The organism is Acuticoccus sediminis (assembly GCF_003258595.1).
GTDB lineage: Bacteria > Pseudomonadota > Alphaproteobacteria > Rhizobiales > Amorphaceae > Acuticoccus > Acuticoccus sediminis.
This window is the reverse complement of the sequence record NZ_QHHQ01000004.1, coordinates 587,000-602,670: the sequence shown is the minus strand read 5'-3', so window position 1 is coordinate 602,670 and position 15,671 is coordinate 587,000. Positions and strand designations below refer to the sequence as shown.

The following is a 15,671-nucleotide window of genomic DNA, read 5'->3' as shown; positions in this document are numbered from 1 at the left end:
ATACTGACGGGTGCGCAATTTGGTGTCAATTTGGGTCTTGCACAAAGATTGAGCGCGAGGGTTTCGGAGCCGTGGCACTGACCGAACAGGAACAGCGACTGGCGAAGTGGTTCGAGGAAAAAGGCCCGGAAATGCTGGCCCTGACCGAGACTCTCGTGAACATCGACAGCGGCAGCTACGACAAGGAAGGCGTCGACGCGGTCGGTCGCGTCCTGGCCGACTGGCTCGAGGCGCGCGGCATCGAATGCGAGTGGATCCCGCTCGCCGAGCGTGGCGACGCGATCCGCGCGGTGACCCACAAGGACGCGCCGGGACGGGAGATCCTGTTGATGGGTCACCGCGACACGGTGTTCGGCAAGGGCGAGGTGGCGAAGCGGCCCTATTCGACCAGGGACGGACGCGCGTACGGCCCCGGCGTATGCGACATGAAGGCGGGACTGGTGCAGAACGCCTTCATCCTGGCCGCCTTTGCCGAGCTCGGCGGGGCGCCCGGTCCCGTCGCCGCGCTGTTTACGGGCGACGAGGAGATCGCCACCTTCCACTCCCGCCCGATCATCGAGGCGGAGGCGAAGCGGGCGCGGGCGGTCTTCAACGCCGAGCCGGGGCGCATGAGCGGCAACGTCGTCACCGGCCGGCGCGGCGGCGTCTTCTTCGTCGCCGAGGTGTTCGGCAAGGCGGCGCACTCGGGCAACAGCTTCCACCTCGGCCGCAGCGCGATCGCCGAGATCGCCGACAAGATCGGCCGCTGGTTCGCGATGAACCAGCGCTTCGCCGACCGCAACATGCAGATCAACGTCGGCCTCGTCTCCGGCGGCCAGTCGGTCAACTCCGTCGCGCCGTACGCGCGGTGCGAGATCGACCTCAGGTACAGGACGCCGCAGGACCGCGACGACCTGGTGGCCGCCGTCGAGGAGATCGCGACCACCCAGGTGATCGACGGCACCCGCGGCGAGATCACCATCCGTGGCGAGTACCTGCCGGTCGCGCCCACCGAAGCGGGCGACGCGCTTTTCCGGCACTACCGGGCGGCGGCGGGCGATCTCGGCATCGCGCTCGACGGCGAGTTCACGCTCTCCTGCGCCGATTCCGGGTTCACGGCGGCGCAGGGCGTGCCCACAATTTGCGCCATCGGCCCGGTCGGCGGCCACGCCCACGGGCCGGACGAGTACCTCGAGATCGACACCGTCGTGCCGCGGGCGCAGGCGGTGGCGCTCGCCATCTCGCGGCTGGGCCCGGAGACGGCCTGATGGGCGGCCGGAACCCGGCGCTCCCCGCGCGAATGACGGCGGTGCGCTACACCGCCTTCGGTCCCGCCGGCGAGACCCTGCGGCTCGAGGACGTCCCCGTCCCTGCGCCCGGCCACGGCGAGCTCCTCGTCGAGATGCGGGCGTCCGGCGTCAACCCGCACGACACCAAGAAGCGCTCCGGCTGGCTAGGCGTGCCGCTCCCCGGGGGCGGCGTCATCCCGCACAGCGACGGGGCGGGCACGGTGGTGGCGGTCGGCGAGGGCGTCTGCGAGACCCGCATCGGGCAACGCGTCTTCCTGGTCGGCGTCGGGCCGAAGGACGGGACCTGCGCCCGGTACGCCGTCGCGAGCGCCGACAACGCCTTCCCCCTGCCGGCGACGCTGAGCTGGGAGCAGGGTGCCTCGGTCGGCATCCCCGCCTTCACCGCCTACTTCGCGGTGCTGCACGCCGGCCCGGTCGCCGGCCGCACGGTGCTGATCCACGGCGGCGCCGGCTGCGTCGGGCGCTGCGCGGTGGAGCTCGCCCGCTACGGCGGCGCGACGGTGATCGCGACCGTCAGCTCGGCCGAGAAGGCCGCCATCGCGCGGGAGGCGGGCGCGCACCACGTGCTCGACTACCGCAGCGACGACGTCGCCGCCGCGGTCGCAGCCGTGACGGCGGGGCGCGGCGCGGACCTCGTCGTCGACGTCGACTTCGGCGCGAACCTGCGAGTGGACGCGGCGGCGGTGGCCGAGAACGGGCGCGTCGCGTCCTACTCGTCGACCAGCAACCGGACGCCGGAGCTGGACTACTATGCGTTTGCCTTGAAGGGTGTGACGCTTCATTTTGTGCAGGGCGGGAAGATGCCGCCCGAGGTCCGGCGCGAGGGCGGGCGGCTGATTGCCGCCCTGCTGCACGACGGGCGCCTCGTCCCCCATGTCGCCTCGGTGCACTCCATGGGCGCGGTCGCCGCGGCGCACGAAGAGATGGAGGGGGGCCGGACGATCGGCAACATCGTGGTGGCAATCGATCCATGAAGGACGACACCGGAACCGACGCGGGCGTTCTCGAGGTGCGTGTCGCCGACGCGCTGGACGCCGTCGGCCCGCCGACGCTGGTGCGGGAGAAGGCGTTCGAACGGCTGCGCGACGCGATCATCAACGGCCAGCTGCGCCCCGGCACGCGGCTGATCGAGCGGGAGCTGTGCGAGGCGCTCGGGGTCAGCCGCGCCTCGATCCGCGAGGTGATCCGCCGGCTGGAGGCCGAGCGACTCATCGACATGGGGCCGAAGCGGGGGCCGACGGTGGCGGTACTCAACCGCAAGCAGGCGGCGCAGATCTACGAGCTGCGCGGCATGCTGGAGGAACGCCTGATCGAGGCGTTCGCGGCACGGGCGACGCCGGAGCAGAGGGCCGGTCTCAGGGCGATCTTCGGCGAGCTGACCGAGGCCGCCGGACGCATGGACCTCCCGGGGCTGGTCGCCGTGATGGTGCGCTTCAACAAGCACATCGTGCACGCGCTGGACCACGAGATCTTCGACGACATCCTGGACCACGTGAACGCGCGCATCAGCTGGCTGAGGATGACGTCGATGTCCAAGCCCGGGCGCGTGGAGACGAGCCTCGGGGAGATCGAGGCGATCGTCGCGGCGGTAGAGGCGGGCGACCCGGAGGCGGCGGTCCGCAGCGTGCGCCACTACGTGACCAACGCCCGGGACGCCGCCCTGGAGCAGCTCCCGGACTGAGCAGGCGCGCCGCCCGCCGACCCCGAACCCTCCCAGCATCCTCCGTCCCAATCCCCGATCCCGCAAAGCCTACCCCCTCCCGAAACCACGCAAGGCGGTGCCTCAGCCTGTTCCCTGGTGGAACCGGAGCGCCCCGCGGCGTTGCCGCCGCAGGGACGCCGCCGGTCAGGTCCGTCAGCGCGACATGCGCCCGAGCTGGTCCAGCAGGGCCGCTCCGGTCCGGATTCCGGCGATGAAGAGGTCGATCTTCAGGTTCTCGTTGGGGGCGTGGTTGGATTCGTCGGCGTTGGCGTAGGGGATGACGAAGGCGGGGATGCCGAGCGTCTTGGTGAAGACGTAGTCGGGGAGGCTTCCGCCGAGGCTCGGGACGAGCAGCGGCTCCACGCCGCGCGCGGCCACGACCGCGTCGACGAGCGGGGCGGTGAAAGGCGAATCCATCGGCGTCTTCGACGGCAGCATCCCGCCGCGCCGGATCATCCGGACGGTGGGGGCGTGGCGCTTCACATGCGCCTCGACGGCGTCGAGGACCTGATCCGGGGTCATCGCCTCGACGAGGCGGATGTCGCACTTGGCCGTCGCCTCGCACGGGAGGACGGACTTGGAGCCCTCGCCGCCGTAGCCGCCGTGGAGGCCGTTGATGGTGAGCGTCGGGTAGAACATCAGCCGCTCGTAGAAGGGCCGGTCGTCCGGCTGGTCGAGGGCGGTGAGGCCCATGTCCCGCTTGTAGCCCTCGACGTCCAGCGGCAGGGCGGCCGCCGCGGCCCGCTCCTGCTCGGAGACGAGAAGGACCGGGTCGTGGAGGCCGTCGATGGTGATCGTCCCGTCCGGGCGCTTCATGGTGGCGAGGAGGTGCACCAGCGTCCAGATGGCGTTCGGCATCAGTCCGCCGTGGTTGCCGGAGTGGGCGTCGTTGCCCGCGGTCCTGGCGACGAGGTCGAAGCTCGCCATGCCGCGCACGCCGAAGACGACCATCGGCGCACCCGAGGGGTGGAGCGGACCGTCGGAGGTGACGACGAGGTCGGCCTTGAGCCGCGCGGCGTGCTCGGCGACGAACTCGGCGATGTGCGGGCTGCCAATCTCCTCCTCGCCCTCCAGCAGGACGATCACGTTGCAGGGCAGCGTTCCGTTGACCGCGAGATGGGACTCGATGGCGAGGAGCTGGGCGAAGTGCTGGCCCTTGTTGTCGCCGACGCCGCGGGCGTAGATCCGCCCGTCGCGGATGGTGGGCTCGAAGGGCGGGCTCAGCCACTCCTCGTAGGGCTCGGGCGGCTGGACGTCGTAGTGGCCGTAGAGGAGGACGGTGGGCTTGGACGGGTCGGAGCCGCGGCGCCCGAGGACCATCGGGTGGTTATTCGTCGGAACCGCCTCGACCTCCATGCCGAGGCCGGCGAGCATCTCGACCAGCAGTTCGGAGACCTCGCGGATCCCCTTGTTCTGCGCGCTGATCGACGGGTGGCGGACGTAGTCCATCAGCCGGGCGATGAAGCTGTCGCGGTTGGCGTCGATGTGGGCGAAGACGCCGTCGATGGGGGGCTGTTCGGTGCTCATGCGGGCTCTTTCGTGAGGAGGATCGCGCCGGAGGCGTGGACGCGCCCGCTCCAGCCGGGCGGGACGAGGGTGGTGGTGTCGAACTGGCTGACGATGGCGGGCCCGTCGAAGCTCGTGCCCGCGCCGAAGGTGGCGCGGTCGTAGACCGGCACGTCGCGCGCGCCGCCGGCGAAGTGGACCGCAACGGTCTCGGTCGCGGTCGGCGCGCCGCCTTCGGGGAGCGGATTGCGCGTCGGCTCGGGGGCGGTCCCGGTCGCCTCGATGCGCAGGGTGACGAGCTCGATGGGGGCCGTCAGGGCGAAGCCGTAGAGGGCCTTGTGGCGCTCGGCGAAGCGCGCCTCCACCGCCTCGCGCGTGGCGTCCCAGGGGATGGGAAGCTCGTTGCCCTGGCCGTGGTAGCGCAGCAGCGCGACGGACGCGGTCCGGCGGTCGGCGTCGGCGACGCCCTCCGCGTCGAACCAGGCGGCGGCGCGGGCCTTCAGTTCGGCGAGGATGCTCCCGGCGGTCCCGACCTCGACCGCGCCGGCCTTCGGCAGGGTGCGGCTGAACTCCGCCTTGAGGTCGGCGGCGAGGAGGCCGTCCGCGCACAGGACGCCGGGCGCGGTCGGGATCATCACCCGGCTGATGCCGAGGAGTTCGGCGAGGGCGCAGCCGTGCAGCGGTCCCGCGCCGCCGAACGGCACCAGCGTGAAGTCGCGCGGGTCGTGCCCGCGCTCGACGGAGACGACGCGCACCGCGCCGACCATGTGGTTGTCGGCGATGGCGAGGATGCCGCGCGCCGCCGTCGTCAGGTCGAGGCCGAGCGGCCCGGCGACGTGCTCGGCGACGGCGCGGCGGGCGGCCTCGACGTCGAGCGCCATCTTGCCGCCGAGGAGGCGGGCGGGGAGGTGGCCGAGGACGACGTGCGCGTCCGTCACGGTGGGCTGGGTGCCGCCGCGGCCGTAGGCGGCGGGGCCGGGCATCGCACCCGCGCTCTCGGGGCCGACGGAGAGGGTGGACCGCTCGACCTTGGCGAGCGAGCCGCCGCCGGCGCCGATCGTCACCATGTCGACCATCGGCAGCGGCAGCGGCCAGGTGCCGACCGACCCCTTCTGGGTGAGGCCGACGCGGCCGTCCTCGATGAGGCAGATGTCGGCGCTGGTGCCGCCGATGTCGACGGTGATGATGTCGGAGATGCCGCAGGCGGCCGCGTCCGCAGCGGCGCCGACGACGCCGGCCGCCGGGCCGGAGAGGGCGGTCAGCGCAGGCGCCTTGCGGATCGCCTCGGCGCCGGCGACGCCGCCGTTCGACTGCATCAGCAGCAGGGGCGCGGCGATCCCCTCGCTCTTGAGCCGCTCCTCGAGCCGGCCGACATAGGTGGTGATCCCCGGCATGACGGTGGCGTTCAGGACGGTCGTCAGCGAGCGCTCGTACTCGCGCACCTCCGGCAGGACGTCGGTCGAGGTGGTGACGGCGACGCCGGGCAGCGCCTCGGCGAGGATTTCCGCGGTGCGGCGCTCGTGGGCGGGGTTGGCGAAGGCGTGGATGAGGCAGACGGCGACGGCCGCGACGTCCATCGCCGCGAGCGCGCGGGCGGCGGCGCGAACGCTCTCCTCGTCGAGCGGCGTGCCGACCGCGCCACCGGCGAGGATGCGCTCGTCCACCTCCACGATGCGCGACGGCGGCACGGGCCGGCGGGGCTTCACCCAGGTGTAGAGGTTGGCGGAGCGGGGAATGTCCTGGCGGCCGATGGCGAGGACGTGGCGGAAGCCGCGCGTCGTGACGAGGGCCGTCTTCGCACCCTTGTCCTCCAGGATCATGTTGGTGGCGACGGTGGTACCGTGCAGCACCTGCGTCAGCGCCGGCGCCTCGCGACCGGCGTCGGCGAGGGCGAGGCGGATGCCGGTGAGGAAGGCCTCGGACGGGTCGGCGGGGACGCTCGGCGTCTTCGCGCGCCACTTGGCGCCGGTCGCGTGGTCCACCAGCGCGACGTCGGTGAAGGTGCCGCCGATATCGACGGCGACGGAGAGGCCCGGGCTAGACGAGGACATCGACATACTCATTGCGGTGGAAGGCTGCGACGGCAGGGCGTTCGGCGCGGCGGGCCGCGGTCGCGGCGGCGTCGAGGGTGCCGTCCGCGACGACGACGCCGTAGTGCCGCGCCGCCGCCTCCGCCGTGACGAAGCCGCCGAGCACGTCCTCGAGGACGTCCGCCTCCGGGCGGTCGAAGGGATGGCCGTAGCCGCCGCCGCCGCCGGTCTCGATGCGCAGGATCTCGCCCTTCTTGATGGCGTTGCCGTCGGAAAGGGGCGCGAGCTCGCGCTCGGCCGGCGTTCCCGGGTTGACGACGACGCGGCCCGGCCCGCCGGACATGCCGCCGGCATAGCCCCACGGCGGGTTCTTCACGCTGTCGATGCGGATCGACAGCATGGCGGTCTCGGCGAGGATCTCGTACTCGCGCACGATGCCGCAGCCGCCGCGGTAGCGCCCCGGTCCGCCGGAGTCGACGGCAATGCCGTAGGAGCGCATGCGCACCGGGTAGCCGAGCTCGAGGAACTCGATCGGGTAGTTCTCCTGCGCGACGAAGTAGACCGCGTCGATGCCGTCGGCGGTCGGCCGCGCGCCGTAGCCGACGCCGATGCCGTCCGACAGCAGGTAGGGAGAGAGCGTGCCGTCCTCGTTCGCCGCGGTGCCGCGGATCATCGCGACGACGTAGGCCGACTGGGCCGCCGGCGCGCCGCCGCCGGCGACGTTCACGAGACCGTTGAGGGCGGAGAGCATGCGCATCATCGTGAGCCCGCGCAGGCCGAGCGGCGCGGGCCATTTGGGCTGGACGATGGATCCCTCGCGCAGCCGCACCTCGTCGATGGCGAGGGGGCCGCCGGCGTTGCAGACCTGCGCCGGATCGCCGCCGAGATAGTAGAGGCCGAGCGCGGCGCCGGGCACGCCGGGGTTCATGATGAGGTTCACCGGCCCGGCCGCCTGGTCGTCGCTCTCGGTGGCGTCGAAGATGAACCGGTCCTCGCCGTCCGCGCCGCGCTCGCGGGTGAGGGCGAAGCGCATCCTGAAGGGGCCGTTGCCGTGGCCGTCGGTGTCGATGGCGTCGGTGAAGCGGTGCGTGCCGTAGTCGAAGGTCTCGGCGAGGCGCTGGCGGACCAGCGTACGTGTGCGCTGGAGGAGCTGGGCGAGGGCGTCGGCGAACACCTCGCGGCCGAAGCGCTCGGCGATCTCGCCGACGCGCGTCACGCCGAGCCCGACGCTGGCGACGAGCGCGCTCATGTCGCCGACGCTCTGGTCGGGAAAGCGGGAGTTGCGGTGGAAGATGGCGAGGGTGGCCTCGTTGGTGCGGCCTTCGTCGACGAGCTTCGTCGGCGGCACGATTATGCCTTCCTGGAAGATCTCCGTCGCGTCCGGGCTGATCGACCCGGCGCGGAGGCCGCCGATGTCGGCAAAGTGCGCCCAGGACATGACGAAGGCGGTCAGCGCGCCGTCGCGGAAGACCGGCGCCAGCAGCACCTGGTCGTTGGAGTGGGAGACGGCGCCCCGCGAGCCGTAGCAGTCGTTGTACCAGTAGATGTCGCCCGGCCGCATCGTCTCCCTGGGGAAGGAGGCGAAGACCGGCCCGGTGAGGTCGCCGAAGATCGGCACCTTGGAGCCGACCGCCATCACGCCGTCGGCGTCGAAGAGCGCGGTATAGAAGTCCTTCTTCTCGCGGATGAAGGCGGAGATGGCAGTCCGCTCGATCAGCGCCTCCATCTCGCTCTGCGCGGCGGAGATGGCGCCGCGCACGATCTCCAGCGTGACAGGATCGCAGACGGGCGGCTGCCCGGGGGGGCGGCGGGTGCCGCCGGGTCCTGTTTCTGCGTCGTGGCGCATGGGGCGATGTCCTTGGGTCGGAAGGTCGGGAACGGAGGGTCGTGGAAGGCCGCCTTGGACCGGGCGGTCCGAAGCGGCGCGCGGTGTCATGGCGCGGGCCGGTACATCGTTGGCGCGTCGCTCACGGCCCCGCGCCTCGCCGGGCACGGCAGGACGAGGCGGGCGGCGTCATCGGCCGGCTCGCGTGAGGGTGACGTTGTACTCGTACAGGTCGCTGCGCAGGGCCGCCTCGGCGTATTCGACCGGCCGGTTCGGCTCCACGTAGGAGGTGCGGCGGATGGTGAGGACGGGCGTGGCCGGGGCGATCTCGAGCACGTCGGTCTCCTCGGCGGTGGCGAGGCGGGCGGCCACGGTGTCGTGTCCGTGGGTGATGTGGAGTTTCCGCGAGCGCTCGATGAGGTCGTAGATCGCGCCGCTGAAGTCGTCCTTCGGGGTCAGCCCGACCCACTCCGGCACGTAGGAGCGGATGACGGTGAAGGGCGCGCCGGCGAGGTCCCTGAGGCGAAGGAGGTGCAGGACGCGCTCCCCGTCGCGCAGCGCCAGCGTGTCGCGCACCGCCGCGGTCGGGGTGCAGAGCTCGGCGACGAGAGTGCGCGCGCGGGACGGCAGCCCGGTGAGGCGGGGGTCTTCAGTCAGCCCCAGCAGGGTGGAGTTGCGTGCCGGGGTGCGGCTGCGCACGACGAGCGTGCCGACACCGGGCGTCGGCTTGACGAGGCCGTCCTCCGCGAGGACGCGGATGGCGCTGCGGACGGTCGCGCGGCTGACGTGCAGGGAGGCGGCGAGGTCCTGTTCCGGCGGCAGCGCCGTGCCGACGGGGTGTTTCCCGGCCTCGATCTGCGCCCGCAGCAGGCCCTCGACCTGTTTGTAGAGGGGCGCGCCGGCGGGTCTGGCGGCTTCGTCGGGCATGCACCTCGGCCGAAATGTTCGTACATTTACGTCGCGCGTCAGGCGATGCGGAAAGCCGCATCATATCGCTGAACGCCCGGTGATTTCCCTCGATCGAGCCCGGAAAGTCAACAGCAGGAGCGGCCGTATCACGCGATCGATCCGCCAAATGTACATACATTCCAACCCGAAGTGCGCCGCCCCGTGCTGGAAAGCTGCGGAGGGGCGCTGATGCTCTGGCGTTCGTTCCGGTGGCCGCGTGCAACTCCAACGTTGCCGGCCGCAGCCGCGCTGCCGGCGCCCGCGAGCCGGGGCGGTCCCGTCGGCGCGGCGCGCCGCAAGGCAGCGTGCATCGGGGGGGGCCAGCGGCTGCGGTTCAGCTGATCGACTGCGGGCTGCCACCACATGACGGCGGAGCGCAGGGACCGCGGCTTCGGCGGCATCTTCCGGGTGCAGGGCGGGATCGTGCAGCGAAGCGCGTTCGCGGCCATCGCGGCGAGGCGGAGCGGAAGCGTTCGGCCACAGGCCGAGCACCGACCTCGCCATCCGGGATTCGCGCTGGCCGACGGCGGTTTCCGGACGAGCCGAGGTGCCGCCGCGTGAGGCGCCAGAGACCGGGTGAGGTTCTGGAGTGCTGATGGTTCAGCGGATCGAGCGCGATGACCACTGCGGCTGCATTTTCAGGAAACACAGCCACGAACGAGTGGCTCCCCGGGCCGGATTCGAACCAGCGACCAACCGGTTAACAGAGGTTTTCCACTGCAATTCGTTGCAACGCCTCGCACCCTTCTTCTTCCTGAACGCCGCAAAATCTCTGGGGTTTTGTGTCTCGTAGCATTGCGAGCTAGTGCGAGGGATATCGACAAAGCGCACGTTGCCGCGTAGATCATTCCGTAGAACACGGGAACCGGTTGGTCGAGGGGATCAGTGCGTGGCGGTATCAGAATTGACCGATCGAGCGTGCCAAGCGGCGAAGGTGGTCGACGGCGCGCGCTCGACAAATCACTTCGACGCCACCGTCAAGGGCCTCTGTCTTAAGGTATCGGCCGGAGGCTCCAAGACCTTTTACCTCGTCTACACAAAGCCTGGGTCGAAGGACCGTGCTTGGTTGAAGCTGGGGCGGTATCCGGAACTGTCTCTTGCGAAGGCGCGAGCAAAGGCCCGGGACACGCGTGCAGACATCGGCGAAGGTACGGACCCGATCATTGAGAAGCGCGCTGCAGCCGCTGCACAGACGGTCGACGACCTGATTGAGAACTATCTCACGCGGCATGCTTCAACAAAGCGCTCTGCTGACGAAATTGCGCGCCGGCTGCGCAAGAACGTGGGTGAGGTTATCGGCTCGGTGAAGCTGGAACAATTGCACCGACGCGACCTCACTCAATGCATAGACACGGTCAAGGACCGCGGCGCTGGCGTCGAGGCGAACCGTGTTTTCGAGGACCTCCGCGCAATGGTGCGATGGGCTCAGGGGCGGGGCGACCTCGATCGCAATCTCACAGAGGGAATGAAGCGCCCGACGGTGGTCATCGAACGGGACCGTGTTCTGTCGGCGACCGAGATCCGCACGATGTGGCAAGCCCTGTCCGTCTCCGAAATGCAGGAAGCGACACGGCGCATCATTCGACTTTGCCTCATCACTGCTCAGCGCGTTGGCGAGGTCTCCGGCATGACGCTGGACGAAGTCGACCTCGCATCGCGACTTTGGACAATCCCAGCCGCCAGATCGAAGAACAAGCGCGAGCACATTGTCCCTCTCACGGACTTTGCCTGCGAGATCATCAACGCACAGCTGCAGGCATCAGCCGATTTGGCGAAACGGAAGGGTAGGGGCATTCCGCCGTTCGTGTTTCCGGGGCCGGGTGCTCGCGCATCAATTACTGGGGCCGCGGTCGCTAAGGCCGTCAAGCGTCAGGAGGCAGGCGAGACACCAGACGCGGCGCCGGAGATTTTGGGAATTTCCCCATGGACGCCCCACGATCTCCGGCGATCAGCCGCGACCGGGATGGAAGAACTCGGGGTTAACCCGTTCGTGATCGGGCACGTCCTCAACCACATCAGCGTGACGCGGGCGAGCATTACGACCCGCGTCTATGCCCGGTACGACTACAGCGTCGAGAAACGGGAAGCTCTTGAGAGTTGGTCAGATCACCTTTGTCGAATAGTTCACCTCAACGCTGGGGAGTTGACTGAATGAGCGTTCTGTTTGACACCGATTTATCTGACGAGCAGATCGACGCCATGATTGTCTCCGTCGAGACCGAATATTCTCGGAATGGCGCCGCGTTTCGACAAGCGGCGAAAATCATTGCTGCGAGAAGCCAAGATTGGGCAAGGCGAGACTTCTTTTTGCAGGAATTTACTGAGCAGAACGTTGGGGCGTGCCTTTTTCGTGCCCGACATCGACTCCTATCGGGTCAAAAACAGGAGGCCACGACAGATATCTGCCGACTTCGAATGAGTTTAGACTACCTAAAGCAAGAATATCTTCAGGTCTATATTCGAACTGGGCAAGAAGTGCGCCACTCAGGGGGCGGCAGGCCATCCGGTGCAAATGATGCGCGAGATATGGCCATGGCGAGGGAGTTTCTTGCCCAATACGACCCTGCCGGGCACCGCTCGGCGTCAGCACTGAAGGCGCAAATCGGTAAGAGGAATGACCTCAAGCGTTCGAGTGCCATCAAAGCAATCGACCGCGCGCTCAAGAAATTGTCCGGCAAACGGGATTAATCGGACGTCGAACAGGCCACCTTGCTCCTTGTCGCAACACAATGCGAGGCAAGGAAGTGCAGACCCAACACGCAAGACTCCCGGACGAAGACGACCTCGTTACGGCGAAGGTCGCATGTGAGCTGATCGGTGGCATGATGTCGCCGATCACCCCATCCACCCTCTACCGCGGTGTTAAAAGTGGGCGGTTCCCCGCGCCGCTGAAGCTTGGCGCCGGCACGTCCCGTTGGCGCCGCAGCGAAATCGTCGCGCTCCTCGAACATGCCGCCGCGGCCCGCAAAGAGGGGGCTGCGTGATGAACGACAACATCCAGCCGTCGACCCGCGAGCAAAATCGCATCCTCAGCGCCGAGGCCGGCGCGAACTATCGCAAATGCGCCCATTTCATCGAGATGGCATTGGCCGCATCCGAGCACGGTACGACCGCCTTCAAGGCGGCTTCCGAGAATTCCACCATCCCCTCGCCGGACGATCACCTTCGCTCGGCGCTTGAGCAGGCGAGGCCCCATCTCGAAGCCGCGCTCTGCATCCTCCGCGGGGAGGGCGAATGATGTTTATCGTCGAAGACGAACGGCCGCTCGAATTCGTTCACCTCGGCCGCATCAACGGCGGCGAGATGTCCTTCTGGCGCATCCCGTCGCTGCCCGAGGCCTGCCCGGCAGTCGATGCTAACTCGCTAGTCGAAATCGCGGGTGGCCTCGGTGACGAAAGCGCGCAAGCGATCCTAGAGGATCTTGCGAACAATCCGGACAGCATCCTGTTCGCTCCGACCGGCCGCACGGTCGATGGTTTTCCGGAGGTCCGGCCCGTCGCCTCGCTCAGCGGTGCGATCACCCTCATCGGCGCTCTCAACAAAGCCGGCTTCGACACTGCTGACCTGGGTGATCGGTACTTCAGCGCCCTGTTTGACGCGCTCAAGAGCGACATCTTGGAAGGCGAGCCGCCTGCCGACGTCGCTTCGCTCGAACTGCGTGCGCTGCAGCGTTTGACCGCCGAAGCCATCGCGCTGCAGCTCCGGCTGGACGCATCGCCCACCGATGGGGAGGGCGCCCGATGACCCTCGCCCTCGAATGCTACGTCACTCAGGGTGGGGCGGCGATGACGCTAGAGCAGCTCGCCGCCGCTGCTGATGTCGATTTCGACGACGTCCGGAGCGAGGTCGCCCGGTGGATCGTCGACACGAATGGCGAGGTCCGCCGAACCCACTTCAACGAGTGCGGAAACACGCTCTGCCTGAACCGCAATGGCGTCCGACTGATGCTGGAGCGGCTGGGCGTCGAGGAGGACCTTGCCTCGACGATCGAGCGCCGCCTCGATCGCTCGGAAAGCCATATGGAGACAGTTTACGCGGCGGAACCCGCGGCACGGGAGGCTGCCGAATGAGCGGCTACAACGAAAATGGCCCGGCGCCGTCTGCCCACGACCGCCGGACCAGTCTCGCTTCTTTGACAGTGGCAACTTGTACCGACGGCAAAAGTAACGCGACAAGCGATGCGCGACAAGGGACGTGCGCGACGTGCCGATGGTTCGCCGCTGCTGACGCGCCTCGCCGGTTCGGTTTGTGCCGGCGCCGCCCTCCGGTAGTGCTCGACGTTACCGAAGATCCGGTCTGGCCGAGCGTCTCGCGCAGCGACTGGTGCGGTGCCTGGGAACGAGGTGCCGCCGCATGAACGCGATGACTGGTCGACCAAAGAAGGCCGCGCGTCTCGTGTCGGACAACACCAAACCTGATGGTCTTCCGGCTGGTTTTCAGGTCCGGGCCAACGGCGTTGACCGCGAGGAGGAGGCGGCCGAAGGCGCAACCGAATGGAGATGGCTCTGTTCGCCGCTTCGTGTGGTCGCTCTGACCCGTGATCGTTCCGGCGAAGGCTGGGGCCGTCACACCGAGATCATCGATGCCGATGGCCGAACGCACACATGGTCTATCCCGGCTCGGATGCTCGCTGGGGACGGGGCCGAGATGCGCGCCGAATTCCTCGACCGCGGGCTCCGTCTAGCATCCGGCGCCCGGTCCAAGGCCGCGTTCTCCGACCTTCTATCACGATGGGAACCATCCGCCCGAGCGCTCAAGACTGACCGCCTCGGTTGGACGGATGAAAGTTGCGAGGCGTTCATTTTAGGTGATGGTCGCACGCTGGGTGACGCTCGGATTGTGTTCCAGCACGAGCACGGCAACGTTGCTGCCGCCACAGAGATGCGAGAGGCGGGAACCGTCGCCGAATGGACTGAGAACGTCGCCTCGCTCTGCCGCGGCAACCCGCTGCTGGTGTTGGCGGTCTCTGCGGCCTTTGCCGGTCCGCTGCTAGAACTGCTCGGTCTCGACGGTGGTGGTATTCATCTGCGAGGCGCCTCGTCGAGCGGCAAGACTTCTGCTCAGCGTCTCGCCGCATCCGTCTGGGGCAGCCCACGCTTCGTCTCAACGTGGCGAAGTACTTCAAACGGTCTCGAGGGCATCGCGGCGTCCTGCAACTCGACGATCCTCGTTCTTGACGAACTTGGCGAGGTGAACGGGCGCGACGCTGGTGAATGTAGCTATATGCTGGCAAACGGCTCCGGCAGGCAGCGGGCGGACCGAACCGGGCGCGCTCGCAGCCCGATCCGCTGGCGGGTGATGTTCTTGTCCAGCGGCGAGATCGGACTTGCCGACAAGATGGCCGAGGCTGGCCGGCGGGTGAAGGCTGGGCAGCAGGTCCGTCTTCTCGATATCGCTGCCGATACGCGCCGGTTCGGAGCTTTCGACGAACTGCACGGTCGGGCGGATGGTGCAGAGTTCGCGGACGCACTGCGGGCGGCAACTGCCAGCCACTTCGGCTCCGCCGGGCCTGCGTTCATCGGCGAGATCCTTAAAGACCCCACGGGGGTAAAGGCGACAGCGCGGACCTTGATCGAGGAGTTTCGTGCCCAAGCTACCGCACAGCAGTCACTTCAGAGCGGACAGGCCGAACGCGGAGTTCAGCGGCTCGGTATCGTCGCGGCAGCGGGCGAGTTGGCTACTCAATTCGGTCTGACCGGATGGGACGAGGGCGACTCGTTCGCCGCAGCTGTGACGGCCCTCGAACTTTGGATCAATGGGCGGGGAGGGGCCGGTTCCGACGAAGCGCGCGAGGCCATCGAGCGGACCCGCGCATTCCTGACGACGCATGGACCGTCCCGCTTCGAGCGCGTCAACGAAGCCGATAGCAACTCCGGGACCGCGGGCGACTCATTCACAGCACAACGCCTCCCGGTCCTCAACCGGGCCGGCTGGGCCACGGAGAGGCACTACTACATCGCCGTAGATGCATGGCGCGAGATCCACGCAGGGGCGGACCCAAGCCGGGCCGCAAAGTACCTCATTTCGGCTGGTTGGCTCGATGCCGACACTGACGGGCGGTTGAAGCGCCGCACACCCCATTCCGTGCCTAACAGGCCGCGAGCCTACGCGGTTCGCGCGCAGATCCTGGGAGCTGGCGATGACGTATGAAGTGCTTCTCAGCCCTGACATTAGGGAGCGGATCAGGGCCGCGCTTGCGCCCCTAGCGGTGCGGCGGTGCCAGACCCCCGTGTCCGAACATCACAGTGCACCGGTGCCGAATAGGACGCCGAGACTAGAAAACACCAATGATTTCAACGCGGTCCCGCTGGTCCCGCTCGCGAATTCGGAGTGGGACCGAAAAAACCCTAATGATTTCAACGCGGTCCCGC

The 15,671-nt window shown here is 68.5% G+C and carries 14 protein-coding genes; 10 read left to right on the top strand and 4 right to left on the bottom strand.

All coding sequences use genetic code 11. From position 1 onward, the window contains the following. Positions 1-77: 77 nt before the first annotated feature. From DLJ53_RS20865 to DLJ53_RS20855, 3 genes are read left to right on the top strand one after another with little or no spacing between them, the layout of a single operon-like run. Complete coding sequence (locus DLJ53_RS20865; RefSeq protein WP_244935128.1) at positions 78-1,247, top strand: M20 family metallopeptidase; 1,170 nt, start codon at positions 78-80, stop codon at positions 1,245-1,247. Further along, a complete protein-coding gene (locus DLJ53_RS20860; RefSeq protein ID WP_111348778.1) occupies positions 1,247-2,263 on the top strand; it encodes an NADPH:quinone reductase in 1,017 nt (338 codons plus the stop codon). Before DLJ53_RS20865 ends, DLJ53_RS20860 begins: the two co-directional genes overlap by 1 nt. After that, complete coding sequence (locus tag DLJ53_RS20855; protein ID WP_111348776.1) at positions 2,260-2,970, top strand: GntR family transcriptional regulator; 711 nt, start codon at positions 2,260-2,262, stop codon at positions 2,968-2,970. Before DLJ53_RS20860 ends, DLJ53_RS20855 begins: the two co-directional genes overlap by 4 nt. A 174-nt stretch (positions 2,971-3,144) precedes the next feature. Here DLJ53_RS20855 and DLJ53_RS20850 read toward each other — a convergent pair whose 3' ends face one another. The 4 genes from DLJ53_RS20850 to DLJ53_RS20835 form a co-directional block, all read right to left on the bottom strand. Further along, positions 3,145-4,518, bottom strand: a complete 1,374-nt coding sequence (locus DLJ53_RS20850; RefSeq protein WP_111348774.1) for a M20/M25/M40 family metallo-hydrolase — start codon at positions 4,516-4,518, stop codon at positions 3,145-3,147. Continuing rightward, a complete protein-coding gene (locus tag DLJ53_RS20845; protein ID WP_211100634.1) occupies positions 4,515-6,548 on the bottom strand; it encodes a hydantoinase/oxoprolinase family protein in 2,034 nt (677 codons plus the stop codon). The genes DLJ53_RS20850 and DLJ53_RS20845 overlap by 4 nt, the downstream gene beginning before the upstream one ends. Further along, the gene (locus DLJ53_RS20840; protein WP_111348771.1) at positions 6,535-8,373 is read right to left on the bottom strand and encodes a hydantoinase B/oxoprolinase family protein; all 1,839 of its coding nucleotides are present in this window, start codon (positions 8,371-8,373) and stop codon (positions 6,535-6,537) included. The genes DLJ53_RS20845 and DLJ53_RS20840 overlap by 14 nt, the downstream gene beginning before the upstream one ends. 168 nt (positions 8,374-8,541) lie before the next feature. Further along, positions 8,542-9,279, bottom strand: a complete 738-nt coding sequence (locus tag DLJ53_RS20835) for a GntR family transcriptional regulator (RefSeq protein WP_111348769.1) — start codon at positions 9,277-9,279, stop codon at positions 8,542-8,544. A 910-nt stretch (positions 9,280-10,189) separates the two neighbouring features. Between DLJ53_RS20835 and DLJ53_RS20825 the strand changes: the two genes are divergently transcribed. The 7 genes from DLJ53_RS20825 (at position 10,190) to DLJ53_RS20800 (ending at position 15,450) form a co-directional block, all read left to right on the top strand. Continuing rightward, complete coding sequence (locus tag DLJ53_RS20825) at positions 10,190-11,455, top strand: tyrosine-type recombinase/integrase (RefSeq protein ID WP_162409435.1); 1,266 nt, start codon at positions 10,190-10,192, stop codon at positions 11,453-11,455. Next, positions 11,452-11,988: a hypothetical protein gene (locus DLJ53_RS34805; protein WP_146620050.1), complete on the top strand. Its 537-nt coding sequence runs from the start codon at positions 11,452-11,454 to the stop codon at positions 11,986-11,988. The genes DLJ53_RS20825 and DLJ53_RS34805 overlap by 4 nt, the downstream gene beginning before the upstream one ends. A 56-nt stretch (positions 11,989-12,044) precedes the next feature. Continuing rightward, positions 12,045-12,284: a helix-turn-helix transcriptional regulator gene (locus tag DLJ53_RS20820; protein ID WP_202913263.1), complete on the top strand. Its 240-nt coding sequence runs from the start codon at positions 12,045-12,047 to the stop codon at positions 12,282-12,284. Beyond that, the gene (locus DLJ53_RS20815; protein WP_111348764.1) at positions 12,284-12,538 is read left to right on the top strand and encodes a hypothetical protein; all 255 of its coding nucleotides are present in this window, start codon (positions 12,284-12,286) and stop codon (positions 12,536-12,538) included. Before DLJ53_RS20820 ends, DLJ53_RS20815 begins: the two co-directional genes overlap by 1 nt. Beyond that, on the top strand, positions 12,535-13,044 hold the full coding sequence (locus DLJ53_RS20810; protein ID WP_111348762.1) for a hypothetical protein: 510 nt from the start codon (positions 12,535-12,537) through the stop codon (positions 13,042-13,044). The genes DLJ53_RS20815 and DLJ53_RS20810 overlap by 4 nt, the downstream gene beginning before the upstream one ends. Beyond that, positions 13,041-13,370, top strand: coding sequence for a hypothetical protein (locus DLJ53_RS20805; RefSeq protein WP_111348760.1), 330 nt, complete (start codon positions 13,041-13,043; stop codon positions 13,368-13,370). The genes DLJ53_RS20810 and DLJ53_RS20805 overlap by 4 nt, the downstream gene beginning before the upstream one ends. 283 nt (positions 13,371-13,653) lie before the next feature. Further along, complete coding sequence (locus DLJ53_RS20800; protein WP_111348758.1) at positions 13,654-15,450, top strand: DUF927 domain-containing protein; 1,797 nt, start codon at positions 13,654-13,656, stop codon at positions 15,448-15,450. The last annotated feature ends 221 nt before the right edge of the window (positions 15,451-15,671 follow it).

What these genes read in the sequence shown, in the direction of transcription:
- DLJ53_RS20860 (WP_111348778.1), top strand. Translation starts at nt 1,247, where the DNA reads ATGGGCGGCCGGAACCCGGCGCTCCCCGCGCGAATGACGGCGGTGCGC.
- DLJ53_RS20855 (WP_111348776.1), top strand. Translation starts at nt 2,260, where the DNA reads ATGAAGGACGACACCGGAACCGACGCGGGCGTTCTCGAGGTGCGTGTC.
- DLJ53_RS20850 (WP_111348774.1), bottom strand. Translation starts at nt 4,518, where the DNA reads ATGAGCACCGAACAGCCCCCCATCGACGGCGTCTTCGCCCACATCGAC.
- DLJ53_RS20845 (WP_211100634.1), bottom strand. Translation starts at nt 6,548, where the DNA reads ATGTCCTCGTCTAGCCCGGGCCTCTCCGTCGCCGTCGATATCGGCGGC.
- DLJ53_RS20840 (WP_111348771.1), bottom strand. Translation starts at nt 8,373, where the DNA reads ATGCGCCACGACGCAGAAACAGGACCCGGCGGCACCCGCCGCCCCCCC.
- DLJ53_RS20835 (WP_111348769.1), bottom strand. Translation starts at nt 9,279, where the DNA reads ATGCCCGACGAAGCCGCCAGACCCGCCGGCGCGCCCCTCTACAAACAG.
- DLJ53_RS34805 (WP_146620050.1), top strand. Translation starts at nt 11,452, where the DNA reads ATGAGCGTTCTGTTTGACACCGATTTATCTGACGAGCAGATCGACGCC.
- DLJ53_RS20815 (WP_111348764.1), top strand. Translation starts at nt 12,284, where the DNA reads ATGAACGACAACATCCAGCCGTCGACCCGCGAGCAAAATCGCATCCTC.
- DLJ53_RS20810 (WP_111348762.1), top strand. Translation starts at nt 12,535, where the DNA reads ATGATGTTTATCGTCGAAGACGAACGGCCGCTCGAATTCGTTCACCTC.
- DLJ53_RS20805 (WP_111348760.1), top strand. Translation starts at nt 13,041, where the DNA reads ATGACCCTCGCCCTCGAATGCTACGTCACTCAGGGTGGGGCGGCGATG.
- DLJ53_RS20800 (WP_111348758.1), top strand. Translation starts at nt 13,654, where the DNA reads ATGAACGCGATGACTGGTCGACCAAAGAAGGCCGCGCGTCTCGTGTCG.